The sequence below is a fragment of the Vulcanisaeta sp. JCM 16159 genome (assembly GCF_001316265.1).
Taxonomy (GTDB): domain Archaea; phylum Thermoproteota; class Thermoprotei; order Thermoproteales; family Thermocladiaceae; genus Vulcanisaeta.
The window spans coordinates 196,418-212,106 of record NZ_BBDN01000001.1; the positions used below are offsets into that span (position 1 = coordinate 196,418).

The window sequence follows — 15,689 nt, forward strand, 5'->3', positions numbered from 1 at the left end:
TGGCACGGTAGGTTCAAGACAGTAGTCTTTAGGCCTGATGGCCCAAGGTTGATTGAAAGTATAAGGCGTTGCGAACATTCCCAAGTGAGTACAGGATTGAGCATTTACCAAAGACCCTAGCCACGAAGTAATAGCCAATGCAGTACCGCCATTAGCCATTATCAATTAAGTGCTCAAGAATAGGCCTGATGACTATATTGTAAGTCTTAACACGAGCTTCAGGGACTTAATCAACTTGTACCTTAGGGAAAGGCGAGGATGAATGCTTAGTGAATTATGCCCAATATCATGCATAGGTAATTAACGTATTATTTAACTTTATAAATAGAAAGGAGAAAGGTTTAAAAGTTCTGAAAAATACTTAATGATTGGGGGTGAGCATGCTCGCCTCTGATAAACACTTAAGCGAATCATATGCACGAGCAGTGCTTGCCATAGGCGCCTATCAGGAGCTAGGATTGAATCCGGGTTTCGAAGAGATAGCTAGAGCTACCAATAGGAGTCTCTCCAGGGTCAGGTCGCTTATAGCCGAATTATTAAAGAGAAAAGACCTGGACCTAATAAGGAAGGTGCAAGAGAATCCTGTAAGGCTCGAACTTACTGAAAAAGGGTGGAAAGTTTATTGGGAACTTAAGACTGCCCTTCTCGGACCAAGAGTGAACGAGAAAGTAGAACCACACGAGTTAAACAAGCTATTCGATGAGAAGATTTACGCTGATAATGCGAAGATGAAGACTTTGGGTTCAGTTATAGTTGACATTGATATAGCGGTTCCCGCACTTAAATTAAGAGAGCTTATCAATGGATTAAAAGAGACTATCGGTCCGCCATTACTATACGGAATAACGCTTGAGCTGGCTACAGCTGTACAGATGGCTTCTGCATCAGGCATTAGTAGCGTACCTTTCAGCGCACTCTCGAGACAGGTAGTTAACGTTCCTATACGTATTGCGCGCGTTACCGACGTTTCACTTCCACCTCACATTGAGGGTACGATAATACCTTTAGATCGAGCGAAAGAGGCATTAAAGTCACTAGCTGTGTGGCCTCAGAACGTTACTAAGCGCGATATTCTTGCTATGCCAGGGAAGCAGATGCCTTTGGCTTGGTTAAGGTGGTTGACGAGGAATACATAGCGCCACGACTTAATACGGGCATCGATGTGGTTGATAAACTTCTCCATGTTGGATTCGATATGTTAACGGCTATCCCCTCAAGAGCTTGGATACCTGTACTTTCAGTGTACTATGATGTGGTAACACAGTTTCCAACAGTAAATGACCTTTTAAACGGCAATACAAAAGCTCTCCAGGTACTTCGTGACATCGTGGGTCAATACAAGGTTGAAAGATGGGTTAAGCATATGTTAGGCAAGGAGAAAAGTTTGAAGATACCTGCCCTCACGACCGATGCAAGCTATAAGACCTTCGGTGTAGTTAAGATCATAAAGGTAGGAGATGAAGAGTTATTGTTGCCACTAACGGTGGCGAGAAGGATCTTTACTGCAAGATTGAGAAATATAGAGGGTGCCGAACGGTTCGATGTTAAACAAATCTATGAACAAGTTGAGAGGAGTGTTAGGAGGATTTTGGAGAGCTCAGGTATCTATGCCAATGTGCTTAAAGAGTTCATACAGAGGGGCTTCGTTACATCTGACGATGCTAAGCGGTACCCGCAAAACGTTTTGCGAGATCTAGAGAGCTTTGGCTTCATTTATCCTACCGCTGAGGGCTACTATAGCGCTTGGACAATAACTCCTATATTTGGTGAGGAGGACGAGACGTTAAGAACTTTACTTGCATGGTTATCGAAAGAGCTTAGAGGTTTCGGCGAGGAAATATATAACGATGTCATAAGGAAGCTAATCGAAAAAGGACGATTTCACTTAGGGAACCTTGAATCTAAGGAGTTAATTAAAGTGGTTCGAGGACTATCATCACTGGAGAGAATGGGCTTGATAAGCTTCATAAGCGATGAGGAAGTAGAGCTTACTGGTGAAAGAGCTCGTAGCTTATTGATGAGAGCTTATATTGAAAAGAAGCTAGGTGTTGGAATATCATCTATTGAACCTGAAGATCGCAGAAAGGTAGTTGATCTAGGCGAAGTAGTAATTAATGAAATTGGAAAAAAAGAGTTAAAGAATTAATGTTAAAACTTAATCCTTATTTCAAAACATTCTCTAAACTACTATCTGACTCATATTAGCTTAACATTCAATTTGCATTGCTTTAATATTCTTCACGTGACAGTATGATAAGCTAGCGTTAAGCAATACTGGATTACTTGTACTTCGATAGTTTACCTCTTAATAATAAGGAATGAAGAAAATTACTTGATACGTGATGCTTAAGTACATGCCAGCGAATTCTTTAAGCCTAGGGCCTAAGCTTAAATAAGCCCTGTAGGTTAATAGTCTCTTTCCCGCATTTAAGCTTCAAGGCCCATTAAGTTTACGGATTCTGTGATATAGCCGTGCACCCTTAGGATTCTAGTCAGTAGCCTACTGCAAAGCCCTGGTGTTTGCTAGGACATTAACTCACAAGATGGTTCATTAAGGGGTTGAATATTTAATAACCTCATCATCGACTCGCCCTGTGTCAACCTTATAAATAAACGCCTTGATTGAATTCTTAATCACCCTGTTTTCGCCGTAAAAACACTAGGTGGTTAACGACGATCTTGCGCCCGAGGTCGGCATATGCGGTGGATCAGGGCTAAGTAAATGTCCGCATAATGCACTAAGGATTGTTAAGCATGCACGGTGTCGTGCGTGCCCTCGGCGTGGGTAGGCGTTGCTGAGTAGCGAGGATTTTCAACAGAATGTTGAAAGCCATGGGGGTATTCAACATAAATCGCTACTGTGCCCATTGTTGAGGATTTCAATAGAATATTGAAAGTTGGGTATGCTCGTAATCCTTAAACGGGCCCAGGACAGCGGGCATGAGGGAGGATTTCAATGGGGTGTTGAGGGTTGTGGATGTTCGTTGTTGAGGCGCATTGCCGTATTGCCGTGCCCCAACGGTTATTGATCGAGGCTACCCTTATAAATCCAGTCAGTTAGTTAAAATAATAGTGAGGTGTGATGAGCCCTGAGGTATAGCGCCGGGGTTTAGCCCCGGCGAATTCCTCGGGGGTGATCCATGGGCCGTGGGCTGGGTAGAGGGGCTAGCGCGAATACTGCCTAGCCAATCAAGCGCGTGTGCCCTTGCGCCCTCCCCTCACCACCCCTCCTCCCCCACTCCTCTTGAGCAAAGAGCCGGAGGCCCCCTTCGTAGGGGGGCTCCCGGCGGGTGTGGGGGGCTGTTGGGTCACTTGATCCTAAGCCCCAGGATCCGAAGAGCCGAGAGCGCCTCCCTCGGGGTGGCGATTGGGTCATTAGATCCTAAGCCACCACCGAGGAGAGGCGGGAGGGCGGTGAGGGAGGCACAGGGGCAAAAGCCAAAAGAAGTTCAGCAGACCCCAGGCAGAAGAGACCAAAATACCGCGATGAACGGGCAAAACAAAGAACTTTGTTCTAGCAAATGCTAGAACAAGAAATCAATGAGGAAACCAAAAAAAACGTAAAAAAATAAGTAAGCAAACCCCTAGGGGGCTGCAGAACAAAAGGCTAATAAACGCATTGCCGATTGGGAGCAATAGGTATTTAAGGGAGGTAGGTGAAGAGAGGGATGCCCTATACCCGACACCCCCTGTCTTTTACCCCGCGTGGGGTCGAAACCCCACGTGGGGCACCTACCCATACTGGTTGTTTCCTCCTTCCTTGATTTCCTCCTTTTTCCTTCCTGCCAGGTGGGTGGTGATGCCCCACGTGGGGTGTTACCCAGCCAACCCGGGTGTCCGATAGGGGCGTTTAGTCCCGTGTAGGGCTACCGGGCAATGGCTGGGGAGAAACCCCGCGTGGGGTAAAAGACAGGGGGTGTCGGGTATGGGCGAGAATATCAAAACTAGGTCTCCCTATGACCCCGCCTCCCCAGGGGCGGGCGAGGCTCAAAACCAAACATCCTCCTCAGCCCCCGGCACTGCTGGGGGTGTCGGGGGCAATGAGCCAATGGCTAAGCTGCCTAGGTTGCGTGAGCTGCCCGGTGCGGAGAGGGGCCCAGCCACCATCTGCTGGGGCAGGAAGGTAAGGGGCTCCAACCGACTCGAGTGCGGCGAACCCATCGACGACCCAAGGGTCGTTGATGAGGTCATGAGGCTAATCAACGAGTTCCTAGACCGAGTAGAGAAGCACAAAGCCGTGCTGCTCAGCGAATCAGCCACTCCGTTCGATAACGCCATCAATGCCCTAAGCAACTGGCTGCAGGAAATTAAGGTTAAGGTCGGGGAGGGCGGTAGTGAGGGCATCATTAGGTTGAGGAATGCAATGCTCGACATAGGCAGGGCAATGCTAAGGCTGGCCGAGGAGGCACGCGAGGGGTGGTTGAAGAAATATCGAAGGGAGCTCGAGGAGTTGGTTGAGAGGTTGAGGAGTGGAGGGGTGAAGATAATCATAAGCGGTGATCCATTCGATAAGGACGTGAGCTTCACAGTCCACCTATACATGGATGGCTTGGCGATTGTAGTAGATAGGGTTGCCAAGAGGGGGAACATAACGATGTGGGTATCGTTCACCGGTCTCGAGGGCGTTCGTGTGGTTGTGCCTAGGCTTCTTGGCGATGGTAAACTAAGGGCCATGCAATGTGGGCTTTTGCTAACGGATGGCTCGATTCATGTGAGGGGCTACCCAATGATGGATACGGCACAGCTTTGGCAGGTCATTGCTTGGCTAATTGCTTGGCCCGGGAGGAACCACATGTACATACACGGCTTGAACCTTAACGATAGTGGTGTAAGCGTCATGTGGCGATTAATGGCTGTTGATCACAAGGGCGCGTTCAAGAATAAGGCCGAGGTCGCCGAGGAAGCGAGCAAGCTCGGCGATGAGGAATTCCCAACGTTCATGCTGTACGCAATACTCGGCGATGGTAACGTGAACGTTAAGGAGAAGTCGGTTAGGCTCACCATGGGTAAGTCGAAGCTAGAGCTCTGGGGCGGCATAATCGAGAGGCTAAAGAGCCTAGGGTTTAGGAAGAAAAACGATAATGGGTATGCCGTAGCCTACGCAGTTAACTCTTCTAAAGCCATCGAACTGGCTAGGAAAATGCTTAGCGATGAGGCAGTCAAGGCATTGATCGAGAACTTGGCCCAATTGCCAGATGCAGAGAGACTTAGGCGCTTAATAACGTTGGCGGGCATGGAGCCAGGCCATTGGGCCGTTCATCAATCGAGGTAGTTGGCGTGAGGATGAGCGTCCACGTGAACAGTAGCAGTTCTATCGAGCTTAAGACTTGGCGTAAGGAGCTTGAGGACGCCGTGAAGATCCTGGAGAGGCTTAAGAACGCGGGCTACGACGCTGGGCTGAGGCCGTTGAAAGGCGGGTTCGAGGTCTACGTAAGCATGTACGTAATCGAGAAAGACCAAGAACTGGCGAGGAAGGTCTGCGAGGTGTTGAAAAGGATGCACGAGGAGGCAGCAAACAAAGGGAAGGAGAGGAGGGCAAGGGCGATAGCAAGGCGATGGCGAGACTGAGCTGCCCCGCCCAGGGCCCACGGGCCCAATAAAAATAATATCTCACATAGTAGCGTATTTTTAAAATATAATTCTGCAATTATCTTCGCATTTTCATCGGTCTCGAGGACCTTAACGGGTATTACGGTTACGGCCATGCTAATTAAGCATTACTAGGGAGTAATACTTAAGCGGAGACCGCGGGATTACCTATTATAGCTAGCGCCTTGGGTAAGGTCAATGAGAATACGCCGGTCATAACCACAGTCCACGAACTACAGTTAGTGAATGACGAAATACCCAGGGAACCCTTTGACCTACCTGTAGATGTAATAGTCACTCCAGGCAGGGTGATTAGGGTTAAGAGGGTTGACCCAAAGCCACGCGGTATTTACTGGGAATTCGTCACAGACGAAATGCTCAGGGAAATACCGCTACTTAACGAGTTAAAGGCTCGACTCAATGGCGAGAAGTAATTGTGGGTCACAGGAGATGCCGTATTGACGTTATGCATTGCCTACCTGCCTAATTAGGGCCTCGTATATCCTACCCAACAACTCATAAAGCCTATCGATTCTCTCACCCAACACCTTATTGCTGGCATCCATCTTGTCTCTCAACTCGTTTATACGTCTACTTAACTCACTGTATACCGCGTCAATTCTGGTATTTACCAAGTCAATCTTAGCACTCAGGGAGTTACTGCGTGACTCAGCCTTACTATCTACTTCATTAATCTCTCTCATTAATTCAATAACCTTCTCATCTATCTTCTTATCTAATTCATTAATTCTATTATTTAGTACGGCGAATCTTTCATCAATCTTTCTATCAAGTATTGCAAATTTGTCATCTATCTTCTTATCGAGCGTAGCCATCTTCTCATCATACGCATTAAACCTCTCATTAATCTCATTCTCCAGTGCATCAATCCTCTTACTGAGCGCTTCGAATAATGTGTCAACCCTCTTATTCAAATCATCAATCCTCCTGTTGGTCTCCCTGAACATGCCTAACATTAACACCACTAGGTCCTCACTCGTTAACTTCTTACCGCTCTCCACCTTCTTCATCACGGCATCCAAAGCCTATCAATGACCGGACCAACGATAGACTCCATTACTCAGCAGGGAATTACCCTCACCCCGGATATAAAAGCGTTTATATCATCGTTGATTGGCGCAATAGTGGTTATGAGGGATTTAATCAATCAACCCCTAATAAGCTAAATACAGTAATGCGCCTAGCCCAGTGCATTGTGGTATTCCTTTAATACCTGCCACTCAGGAATAACCTGTATGATTCTGAATAACCTGGCAGGCCTGCCTGAACTCTACGCTACGCCCTAGTAACCTACATAGCCGTCGCCGGGGTGCTATGGCTACTGCATAGGCTTGGTAGGGATGACCTGCTGCTCCCTGTGGCCGCAATGAACTACATACTCCTCCTCACAATCAGCCAATACACAGCATCCAAGATTGGCTCCTTCGTTGGGCCCCTGGTGATACCCATGGGTGTCTTCACCTATAGCGCCAGTGTGGCTATGCTTGACTTCCTAACGCTCAGGTATGGTAGGAGGGTTGGTTACTGGGTTGTTAGGATCGCCGCCTACCTCCAGGCACTTATATTCATCATAAACTGGCTGGTCATAGTGTACCCGCCGGCCCCATTCTGGAACCTGCAGAGTGCCTTCACGAGCATAATGGGTCAATCTGCGAGGATCGCCATAGCCTCAATAACCGCCTTCCTCATTTCCGAGACCTACGACGTATTCCTCGTGAGTAGGCTGGGAGGAGGTGTGCTTAGGAGGGTTGGTTACTCGGACCCAGTGGCAATGACCATCGACACCCTGGTATTCATACCAACCGCCTTCTACGGCACTATGCCAAACAACGTGCTACTACTACTGATGCGTCACAGCTCTCCGTAAAGATAAGCCTAGTCCCAATGACAATGCTCGCCGTGTGGATGAACAGGAGGGCATTGCAGTACGGCTACGTAACCAGCAGGGCATGAGAGATCATCTTTGCGAGCCCTCATCACAACACTCAGCACTCGAGATCCAAATCACCAAGTTAATGAGTTAAGGCAAGTATTTAAGGCTTGATGAGGCAATAAACACTGTGGTAAGTCCTGGGCAGCATTTTCGTAGAAAGATGCCGTAACTAGTCACAACCGACATTAAAACCCTTAAATTGAATTCCACATGAACTATGAAGCTGATCCAGCATTAATTCCAAATCCATCCCTAACATTTTTATGAACTCCATAAACCATAGACCACGTTAATTACTAACATGATGACCGAGACTAAAACTCCGTAAACACGACAGCGCCGCAATAAGAGGACTAGAATTGAACTCATATACCCCCTTAAAGGCAACACCGACCTTAATATTGATTATTGACACAAGCATCGTTAATACAATGTTCCTGCCTATTATTACTACTAACTACTAAAAGGGAATACTTGATGGGTAAGTAAGTCAATTATGAATATCAACCCGGCGCTCTACCTAACCTACTCATAATTACCCTTTTAACCTCGTTAAGACCCACGAGCTGTAATATAAAGCCCACAAGGTTGAGAATGCCGCCAACAATACTAATGACCGGTACTACCTGCAAGATCGCACCAATTAAGGATAGGATAACACCAAGAGACAAATAATTAACGCCAAACTCATCACCAAGCCTATAAAGGGCAATTAGCATGAGTACTAAAGGCGCAAGACCAGCCAAGCCTACTATGACGTCAAGCACGACCAACATACCCACGGAAATACTTGTCAAAACAAACCAAAGACCTATACCGAAACTAGCCCCAAGAATTACAAACGATAAAAGCACACCCAATCTACCAACACCATACCTGGCAGAGTCGGCTCTCGCCAAGTAAGTAAAACTTAGAAGAACCTGTAGAGGAGTATGCCGCCAATCACTACTGCAGATATTATGAAGTAGCCAACATCATGAATTACGGACTCGACGGTCGACTCGTTTGATACGCCAAATGGCGATGATTGAATCGAATATATCACGGAGAAGAGCATTGCTAGGAAGAAAACCACGAACAATACGCCAACGATGATGCCCGCGATATAACCATTGAAGATCTCAGTAACACCATTATAAATAAGCCTAAGCCTATCAGCATCACTGGAACTAGACACAATAACCTACCCTTTACGCACCCTAATAAGTCTTATACCGAAGCAGTTATTCCTAAACCCTCATAAGCAATCAAATTAAGTCCCCAGCTTAGCTAGTAAAGCAGAGATGGCTTGCTCACAGCGTGAAATCGCACTTAAGTAGCTAGAGGTTATGGGCACTATAGATATGGGCGAATTAACGAACATATTAAACACATCATTAGTACCTATAGCTCTCACTCGGAGACCTAATCATGATAAGCGATAACGAGATTAAACTCAGCCAGAAGGGCAGGGAAGTTACCTCAGCATCGTTAATTGCGAGAGGAAAGATCTTATATGAGTACTATAGGTCGAGACCGAGGAGCCTAGAGGGATGTTGCCCTAGCTGAGTATGGTAGTAAGTACGTAGAACTTAATGACTATCCAATCGAGGCCAGCAACGAGGCGTTAACCACATGCCTACGACTGGCGCGCTTTGGTGCCAGGCAAACCCACTTGAGTTGGCCCATAGATGTGGCGTTAAAGCATTTCTGATGGCATGAGGATTGAAAATGCCGTGTTCAGTGATGCACTTAAAGAGGCCTTAGAACTTAACGAAATACCCTTCGCAGCCTCGGCAATGCACAACCTAATAAAGGCCAAGGCACTAATGAACAAGGACTGCAGCGACTACCCAGAACTACTAGGGCCAATCCATGGATGGACACTACAGGACTCATTCAACCACTACCTAACCATCAACGACCAGAAGAACCTGAGGAAAGTGAGGATACTACTAACGGTACTACTAATCGGCATTGGGAACTACGATAAAGCAGTGAAATTATTAGGCCAGGGCAATAATGATGATGTCGAGAAATTCCTGAGGGAATTAATAACGATTCTAAAGGGCGAGACTAATGCCATGGCCACGGAATACAAGAGCCCAGTGCTCATAGACCTAGCCACATATATAAACATAGCATTAAGAATAATCAGGTGGCAAAACACAGAAAACAAACTATGGGACCAAACCTCACAGGCATTAAAGGACAAAATAGCACAGATCATGAAATGTCAAATACCAAAACTACTCCTACTATTGCCTTAAATACATTCAGGCTACTATGAAATAAACGATATTTTTGTACTATGACCGTAATAACTACTACCCAGCATTCTCTGCCTCTTATCAATACACCTAATGCATCTTGTCAATAGCATTAAGTGACCCTCATAAAACCTTAACACATCACCAAACATAATCTAAATATTATAAATGAAATATACAGACAAGAGAGCAGACCTTAAGACCAAACACGCCGTTGAAGCGTCAACCTACGCAGCTTCACAAACCCAACCCAGGGCAAAAAAACTTAAATCCCTCAACAAAACATAGAAACTCGCCCCGGTAGCTCAGCCTGGGAGAGCGACCGGCTGAAGACCGGTAGGTCCCGTCAAACCCCACCCGGTCAGGCCGGGTAGGGTTTGGGATAGGGTTCAAGTCCGGCCGGGGCACCACGTTTGTTGAGGATTGAGTTTTGTACGGCGAGTGATGCCTATTCTTATTGGCTGGGTAAACCTAGGGTTTTGGTTTTTAGGTGCTGCGTTAGTTTTGTTTTGCTGAGTCCTGTTCTTCGTGTTTTCATTCCTTGAGCTGGGTGAATTTCGTAATGGGCTTTGTATACGGTATTGCTTTCTTAGTTGGCTTAATTAATGCATAAATTATCGCTTAGTATGGCTTCGTTTTGCCGTTATATATTGCTCCTCCTAATTACGTGTTCCGGCTCTGGCTCATCTTATTGTCATGAATAAAAGTAGTTATTGTGCGATGGGTTACGCCTGTTTAGTTTATAGATGGTTTTTGTGACTATCATGCTGGTTATTATACCTATGATTATGGCCAGTAGTACCATGGTTATGAGTAGTAGGTAATAATTATTACTAGTGAACGCGGGGTATGTCTGAGTTTCGCCTAATATAGAGGTGGGCCCTAATGAGGTTGGCGATGCTAAGGGTGGTGTGCCAATGATATAATTATTACTGGGGCTTACGACAATATAAGTGGGGTAACCAGCGTTAGTGGGGGTGGTATTAATCGTTGGGTAGCACACAAACATGCAAGTATTATTGGCCATAGCATGTCCTATTAATATTGGCCTTATATATACCGTGATTATCACGGAGTTATTGCTGGGCACCACAACCTTTAAGCCATGGATTACTAATGACTGAGGGATCGTTTTATTGACTAATGATTCAATCACCGTGACGTTAACCGAGTATCCATACACATTGATCGTTTTATGGAACACGCTTACCACCGTGGTATTACTACCGAGGTTTACCTCACCCTGATAATATAGAATATAGGCATTGAGAGCAGCCCACTTAAATAAACCACGCCATTATTGACACGGGTGCATAGAGATATGGGCGGAAATGACGTAGTAGGTGTAGTGTTAGGTATGTATTCATATCGAGTCAATACCCACGGACTTACGGGCACCACAGGAACTACGCATAAGACACCACCCTGTACTAATTCGCCGTTTGGCATCTTAATGAGTACATCAACGTTTGATGTTGGGTATTCATTGATGGGCCTTAGCGCGATGTTCTTCCTAATCCATGAGTATGCGTACGTTAAACCCCTGCCCAGGATACTCGATAATTCGTATCCACCCATCTCCGTATAACCTAGGTTAATCGTTTTTGTCCAGGTAATGGCTACTAAGTAGTAATTCATTGACTGATTTACCGGTGATGGCAACCAACTCGTTATTGGGAAGCCTGAACTGGCGTTATAGACCAATACCCCATCAATGCCGTTATTTACGCCAACCAGATACACAATCAATGTATCATTACTTAGCAATATCATTGGGCTAACCATCACTTGATTACCCATGCCCAGTCCCATATCGTCTGGGCATGCCCCGTGAGCCGCATATGCGATTAATACCATTAATACCATTACCATTAATGTCAATGCCTGGGCCTTGCCCATCGGGCCACTTAATGCGTAGGACTTAATTTTTCTAATCATTAGTACGTGATGTTCCAGTCCCTAGAACTTTAAGTACTTAAGAATGGATTGCCGTGAATGCGCAGTGGCAGTAAGGTTAGCCTGAGCGAGACTGCTCTTAGGATATACCTACTGCTGATTAGGGAGGACAAGCCCATGAGCATTAGGGAGATTCAGAGAGCCTTGGGTTTATCAAGCCCTGGGCAGGTTTATCACCACTTGGAGCGGTTGAGGCCCTTGGTCTCGTTGTCAGGGATTCTGATGGATATAGGGCTGTTAGAAGGAATGGGGTTGTTGAGGGTGCAATAATCCTCTGGTCTAGTGTGATCCCCAAAATCAGCCTTCTACCTGGGATTCTCAGCAACCCTAACAATAGCCTACGCAATCACCGTGGTGCTTGGACTAATGAGGCTTGACCCAATGGCTTTGATAGCCCTGGCCTCGCTGCTCACGTTCTCAATAATCGAGTTCAGGGAACAAATCACTAAACTGAAAAGGTTACTCCGAAGTGTTGATGATGGGTCTCTTTAGCAAACTAGAATATTACCTAAACCAATACTAAGAGGAATAGGTAGGTCTTGGTTTAGCGTGATCATTGGATTGAGACTTACTTCCTTTACCTTATGCCCTGGTGAGTTGTGATTCAGTGAAACATACTCTGTGATTTATTAGCTATATTCTAACTTCTAGAACATGCCCTTAACTAAAGCCTAGAAATAATAAAGTGGCTGAACTACCTTTAATGGGGGTAACCATGAGAATAAAGGTCTCTGTATACATCGTTATAGTAATCATATTGGTTATTGTCACTGCCTTCCTGGGCGTAGTAATTGGTAACGAAGAGTCAAAAATTGCCTCGCTGCAGGGTGAGGTTAATACCTTGAGAACAAACTACACAGTATTACAGGAACAATATATTCAATTGATTACGAATTATACGAACCTTGAGGCAGAATACGGGGATTTAGTAATGAATTATACAATGCTTCAATCTCAGTACAATGAATTGAGGGTTAATTATACAAGCCTTGTGGACGCGGTTTATGGATCATTAATTAGGATTAAACCCGTGCTCTACTCCTACACTAATGCTAATGACGACTTCGCGTTGTTCCTAAACATAACGAACCCAACAAATGAACCCATGTGCATAACAATGGCTGTGTATGCTGGACCACCAATATTTAGCGAATTAATACCAAGTCAAACGGTGGTTTTAGTGCCGCCAAGAACCACAGTAATGCTACCATTGGCAATAGCACTATACAACTCAACACGTACCTACTTCGCGGGATACGGCTATCTTGACTTTAAATCATTAAATGGCATTAACTTCACAAGTGAGTTGGTCGGTATGAAGGTATCAATTACAATAATTAACAATAACCTAGCACCAGCTTGGGTTATGTATAACACCTCAATAACCGAGATAATACCGGTAAATAAACCAATGGGCTTCGCAAAATACACCGTAATACCGTACTTATATTGCATTATCTACGGTTGTGGATCCCCAATCAATGCAATTAACTTAGTCCTTGAGAATCCATTACCGAGCAACGTAATTATTAATGGTTATAGCGTATACGCATATAATGGTTCATTATTAACTTCGTGCAAATTAAATAAGTCATTAATAATAAACTCAACGAGCATCATCAACGTATCCCTACTAGCCCAGTCACATCGCTCCACCTCAATGCAATTGAATGTTATAATGCCGCTGAATGTTGTAACATTAACAGGTAATTGGACATCATTATTCACATCATCAATCACCTGCAATGCGAACCACACACTCCCACTCAGTATTGCCCAACTACCCTACGGATATGTCGTATTGAACACAAGCATTGGAAACATAACAATACCATTATTATCAAGCTACAGCTAACGACCCTGTTCAAGCCTTCATATAAAACATCTCCGCACCGGAAGTCACTTCTATAATTTACTAGAAAGAAATGGGCGACCTCATAAGTGCGGGACCCTCCCTACAGCATTGGCAATATAGCAGCATCAAACCGTAATAAAACGATTTAGCCTTTATGTAAAGCGACATATGATGCAGCAGCATGCATATTAATGATGATGGAATAATGCAGCAGCAATCACAAATAAACCATTGATTGATTAGTTATCGTGTCGTACTATGTATTTATCTGATCTAACCTGAGTAGTGGTAATTACGAGAGCGATAATTATATTACTCAAATTATATTACTCATAAACAGGTAACGAGATGCTCAATTACGGTAGTGCGTAGGACTTGAACGATGTGGCCTAAGTAATACCATTCAGGGCGCTAACAATAATTCTAGGAACTCTTATGAACATGCATCCTCTCACGCCACAGCCCTAGCATTAATAAGCTAATTGAACGCTAGGTTACGACAATACCGTTAGCGTGGTGTATAGTTACGTAGACGTAGACCTAGGCGCAAGGCGCATTAAGTAATAAGGGGAACATTGGCTGATAAATAGTGAGTCTCAATTTCACTTAAATTAAGATGATCGCCAATGCATTGTTTTGCCCAATAATGGTCTCTTACGGTCTCATTACTTAGTTGCCGTAATTAATCATGGTTCGTTGCGCACTAGCTCTTAGAACGAGGTTTATTAAAGCCTAGAAATAATTATCACTCAGCTTAAGTAATACAGGGTGACCACGCATGGGCAGGGGTGTAGCGAAACTGGAGTGGTTAGTGGTGGCTATGGTAATTACCGCTGCTGTTATTTTCTTATCTATTAAGGTTGCCTATGAGCTTTCTCATCCTCGTATTTGCCTATGCCCTGCCGCGTTTAGCGCAGACCTCGTTGTTTTTAATGGTAATGAACCCATACTCAATAAATCGCTTATTGTGGGTCCCCCATGCCTGTGCGCCGGCTTTCGCGGTTGGTCCCCACCAAGTGGTCTCCCATTTATAATTGGTTACCAAGTAATTAATATGCAAAGGTGTAGTACGTTGACTAATATTACTGCGCCGCCTGGTATTATCAATTACACGTGCTACGTATTATCTGGTTATGGTAACTCTCCAAGCTTCTTAATCCCAATACGGATATTCACCTCACCAAGCGCAATAAATAACGCCAAGGAATTAATCAATGAGTTCCTGAGGTACAATGGCGCCAACCTAAGCGAGGGGTTCAACGGGACTGTGAGGTTATTGATGGGAATACCCACAGTAAGGGATTACATCGACAGTGGCAGGCTGATTTTGGTCGGTGAGGGCTTCATAACGAATACGACCAAGGTCGGGAACTACCTAGTTATTAATGTGATGGGCATTGAATATACGATGGGCGTAATTACGCAGAATAGAACAGTAATGGGAATAATATACGTAGAGTATATCCCATTCAGGACGCAACAAGGGAGTATAATGATGACGCCATTAAAGATAACGATAAGGTTAATGCGAGTAAGTGCCGCGCAGATAGTAGGTAAGAGTCAGGGTTAACCAATAAATGGAACAATCATTACCACGGGCCAGTAAAAATGCGTTGCTCATTAAAATCGCCATATTAGGTCAAAATCCCAATTGTCAGGCGCCACGTATGTGAGACGCACTAGTAATAAGGACAGGCGACTGGGCGTAATAAAACCATTCAACTCTATTCGAATCACCTTTTATGAATAGGTGAAGTAAAAAAAAGGTCTGGTGAATTAAGTAAAGCTGATGGTTATGGGCCTAAGGACGAGGTGGTTACTCGTAACAGTGCTTGTGATTGTTGCCGTCTACGTCTCATTGCTCGCCTACACCCACATAGGCCGCACTGTCTTTAAGTACGTAGGGGCTGGCTACACGGTTACCTACGTTAGGTACCCCGGACTCCCCTGGCCGTTGCTGGATGTCCGGGCCCCTGACCCGTCGGTTGTCTTTCCCATGGTCACGATTAAGGTGGGTAACCTGCCGAGTAATAGTTGGTACTGTCAGTGTTTACCTGAGTGCGCCAACAATTAATGGCTTCATGAG

Annotated in this window: 16 protein-coding genes, 1 tRNA gene and 1 pseudogene; 14 read left to right on the forward strand and 4 right to left on the reverse strand. The window is 45.1% G+C overall.

Going from position 1 to position 15,689, the window contains the following annotated elements; translation table 11 throughout:
* Positions 1 to 374: 374 nt before the first annotated feature.
* The 6 genes and pseudogenes from JCM16159_RS01095 to JCM16159_RS01110 all read left to right on the forward strand — a co-directional run.
* Entirely contained in the window at positions 375 to 1,136 is a 762-nt protein-coding gene (locus JCM16159_RS01095; RefSeq protein ID WP_243665487.1) for a hypothetical protein, read from the forward strand.
* The gene (locus JCM16159_RS01100) at positions 1,115 to 2,146 is read left to right on the forward strand and encodes a hypothetical protein (protein WP_054856656.1); all 1,032 of its coding nucleotides are present in this window, start codon (positions 1,115 to 1,117) and stop codon (positions 2,144 to 2,146) included. Before JCM16159_RS01095 ends, JCM16159_RS01100 begins: the two co-directional genes overlap by 22 nt.
* Positions 2,147 to 2,903: 757 nt before the next feature.
* The gene (locus tag JCM16159_RS18170; RefSeq protein WP_367834190.1) at positions 2,904 to 3,029 is read left to right on the forward strand and encodes a hypothetical protein; all 126 of its coding nucleotides are present in this window, start codon (positions 2,904 to 2,906) and stop codon (positions 3,027 to 3,029) included.
* An 887-nt stretch (positions 3,030 to 3,916) separates the two neighbouring features.
* Positions 3,917 to 5,272, forward strand: coding sequence for a hypothetical protein (locus JCM16159_RS01105; protein WP_243665488.1), 1,356 nt, complete (start codon positions 3,917 to 3,919; stop codon positions 5,270 to 5,272).
* A 5-nt stretch (positions 5,273 to 5,277) separates the two neighbouring features.
* Positions 5,278 to 5,568: a hypothetical protein gene (locus JCM16159_RS13290; RefSeq protein ID WP_243665489.1), complete on the forward strand. Its 291-nt coding sequence runs from the start codon at positions 5,278 to 5,280 to the stop codon at positions 5,566 to 5,568.
* Positions 5,569 to 5,768: 200 nt separating this feature from the next.
* Positions 5,769 to 6,023 (forward strand): annotated as a pseudogene (locus JCM16159_RS01110) (5-formyltetrahydrofolate cyclo-ligase); the annotation flags it as partial.
* A 30-nt stretch (positions 6,024 to 6,053) separates the two neighbouring features.
* On the opposite strand, the gene JCM16159_RS01115 reads toward JCM16159_RS01110, so the two are convergent.
* Positions 6,054 to 6,623, reverse strand: a complete 570-nt coding sequence (locus JCM16159_RS01115) for a hypothetical protein (RefSeq protein WP_243665490.1) — start codon at positions 6,621 to 6,623, stop codon at positions 6,054 to 6,056.
* Between the two features lie 296 nt (positions 6,624 to 6,919).
* Here JCM16159_RS01115 and JCM16159_RS01120 point away from each other — a divergent pair, with 296 nt between their 5' ends.
* Complete coding sequence (locus JCM16159_RS01120; RefSeq protein ID WP_243665491.1) at positions 6,920 to 7,477, forward strand: queuosine precursor transporter; 558 nt, start codon at positions 6,920 to 6,922, stop codon at positions 7,475 to 7,477.
* A 569-nt stretch (positions 7,478 to 8,046) separates the two neighbouring features.
* Here the strand turns inward: JCM16159_RS01120 and JCM16159_RS01125 are convergent.
* Positions 8,047 to 8,442 carry a DUF973 family protein gene (locus JCM16159_RS01125; RefSeq protein ID WP_054856659.1) on the reverse strand — a complete coding sequence of 132 codons (396 nt, stop codon included), beginning with the start codon at positions 8,440 to 8,442 and terminating at the stop codon, positions 8,047 to 8,049.
* A gap of 11 nt (positions 8,443 to 8,453) precedes the next feature.
* Positions 8,454 to 8,720: a hypothetical protein gene (locus JCM16159_RS01130; RefSeq protein ID WP_054856660.1), complete on the reverse strand. Its 267-nt coding sequence runs from the start codon at positions 8,718 to 8,720 to the stop codon at positions 8,454 to 8,456.
* 520 nt (positions 8,721 to 9,240) lie between these two features.
* Here JCM16159_RS01130 and JCM16159_RS01135 point away from each other — a divergent pair.
* Both JCM16159_RS01135 and JCM16159_RS13295 read left to right on the forward strand, forming a co-directional pair.
* Positions 9,241 to 9,792 carry a hypothetical protein gene (locus tag JCM16159_RS01135; RefSeq protein WP_054856661.1) on the forward strand — a complete coding sequence of 184 codons (552 nt, stop codon included), beginning with the start codon at positions 9,241 to 9,243 and terminating at the stop codon, positions 9,790 to 9,792.
* A gap of 294 nt (positions 9,793 to 10,086) precedes the next feature.
* A tRNA-Phe gene (locus JCM16159_RS13295) sits at positions 10,087 to 10,202 on the forward strand.
* Between the two features lie 823 nt (positions 10,203 to 11,025).
* On the opposite strand, the gene JCM16159_RS01145 is transcribed toward JCM16159_RS13295, so the two are convergent.
* A complete protein-coding gene (locus JCM16159_RS01145; RefSeq protein ID WP_054856663.1) occupies positions 11,026 to 11,730 on the reverse strand; it encodes a hypothetical protein in 705 nt (234 codons plus the stop codon).
* 57 nt (positions 11,731 to 11,787) lie between these two features.
* Here JCM16159_RS01145 and JCM16159_RS01150 point away from each other — a divergent pair, with 57 nt between their 5' ends.
* The 5 genes from JCM16159_RS01150 (at position 11,788) to JCM16159_RS01165 (ending at position 15,677) form a co-directional block, all read left to right on the forward strand.
* Positions 11,788 to 12,018 carry a helix-turn-helix domain-containing protein gene (locus JCM16159_RS01150; protein ID WP_054856664.1) on the forward strand — a complete coding sequence of 77 codons (231 nt, stop codon included), beginning with the start codon at positions 11,788 to 11,790 and terminating at the stop codon, positions 12,016 to 12,018.
* Between the two features lie 81 nt (positions 12,019 to 12,099).
* A complete protein-coding gene (locus JCM16159_RS13300; protein ID WP_243665492.1) occupies positions 12,100 to 12,240 on the forward strand; it encodes a hypothetical protein in 141 nt (46 codons plus the stop codon).
* A 211-nt stretch (positions 12,241 to 12,451) separates the two neighbouring features.
* Positions 12,452 to 13,603, forward strand: a complete 1,152-nt coding sequence (locus tag JCM16159_RS01155) for a hypothetical protein (RefSeq protein WP_243665493.1) — start codon at positions 12,452 to 12,454, stop codon at positions 13,601 to 13,603.
* 778 nt (positions 13,604 to 14,381) lie between these two features.
* Positions 14,382 to 15,173, forward strand: coding sequence for a hypothetical protein (locus JCM16159_RS01160; protein WP_054856666.1), 792 nt, complete (start codon positions 14,382 to 14,384; stop codon positions 15,171 to 15,173).
* A 225-nt stretch (positions 15,174 to 15,398) separates the two neighbouring features.
* Positions 15,399 to 15,677 carry a hypothetical protein gene (locus JCM16159_RS01165; protein ID WP_243665494.1) on the forward strand — a complete coding sequence of 93 codons (279 nt, stop codon included), beginning with the start codon at positions 15,399 to 15,401 and terminating at the stop codon, positions 15,675 to 15,677.
* The last annotated feature ends 12 nt before the right edge of the window (positions 15,678 to 15,689 follow it).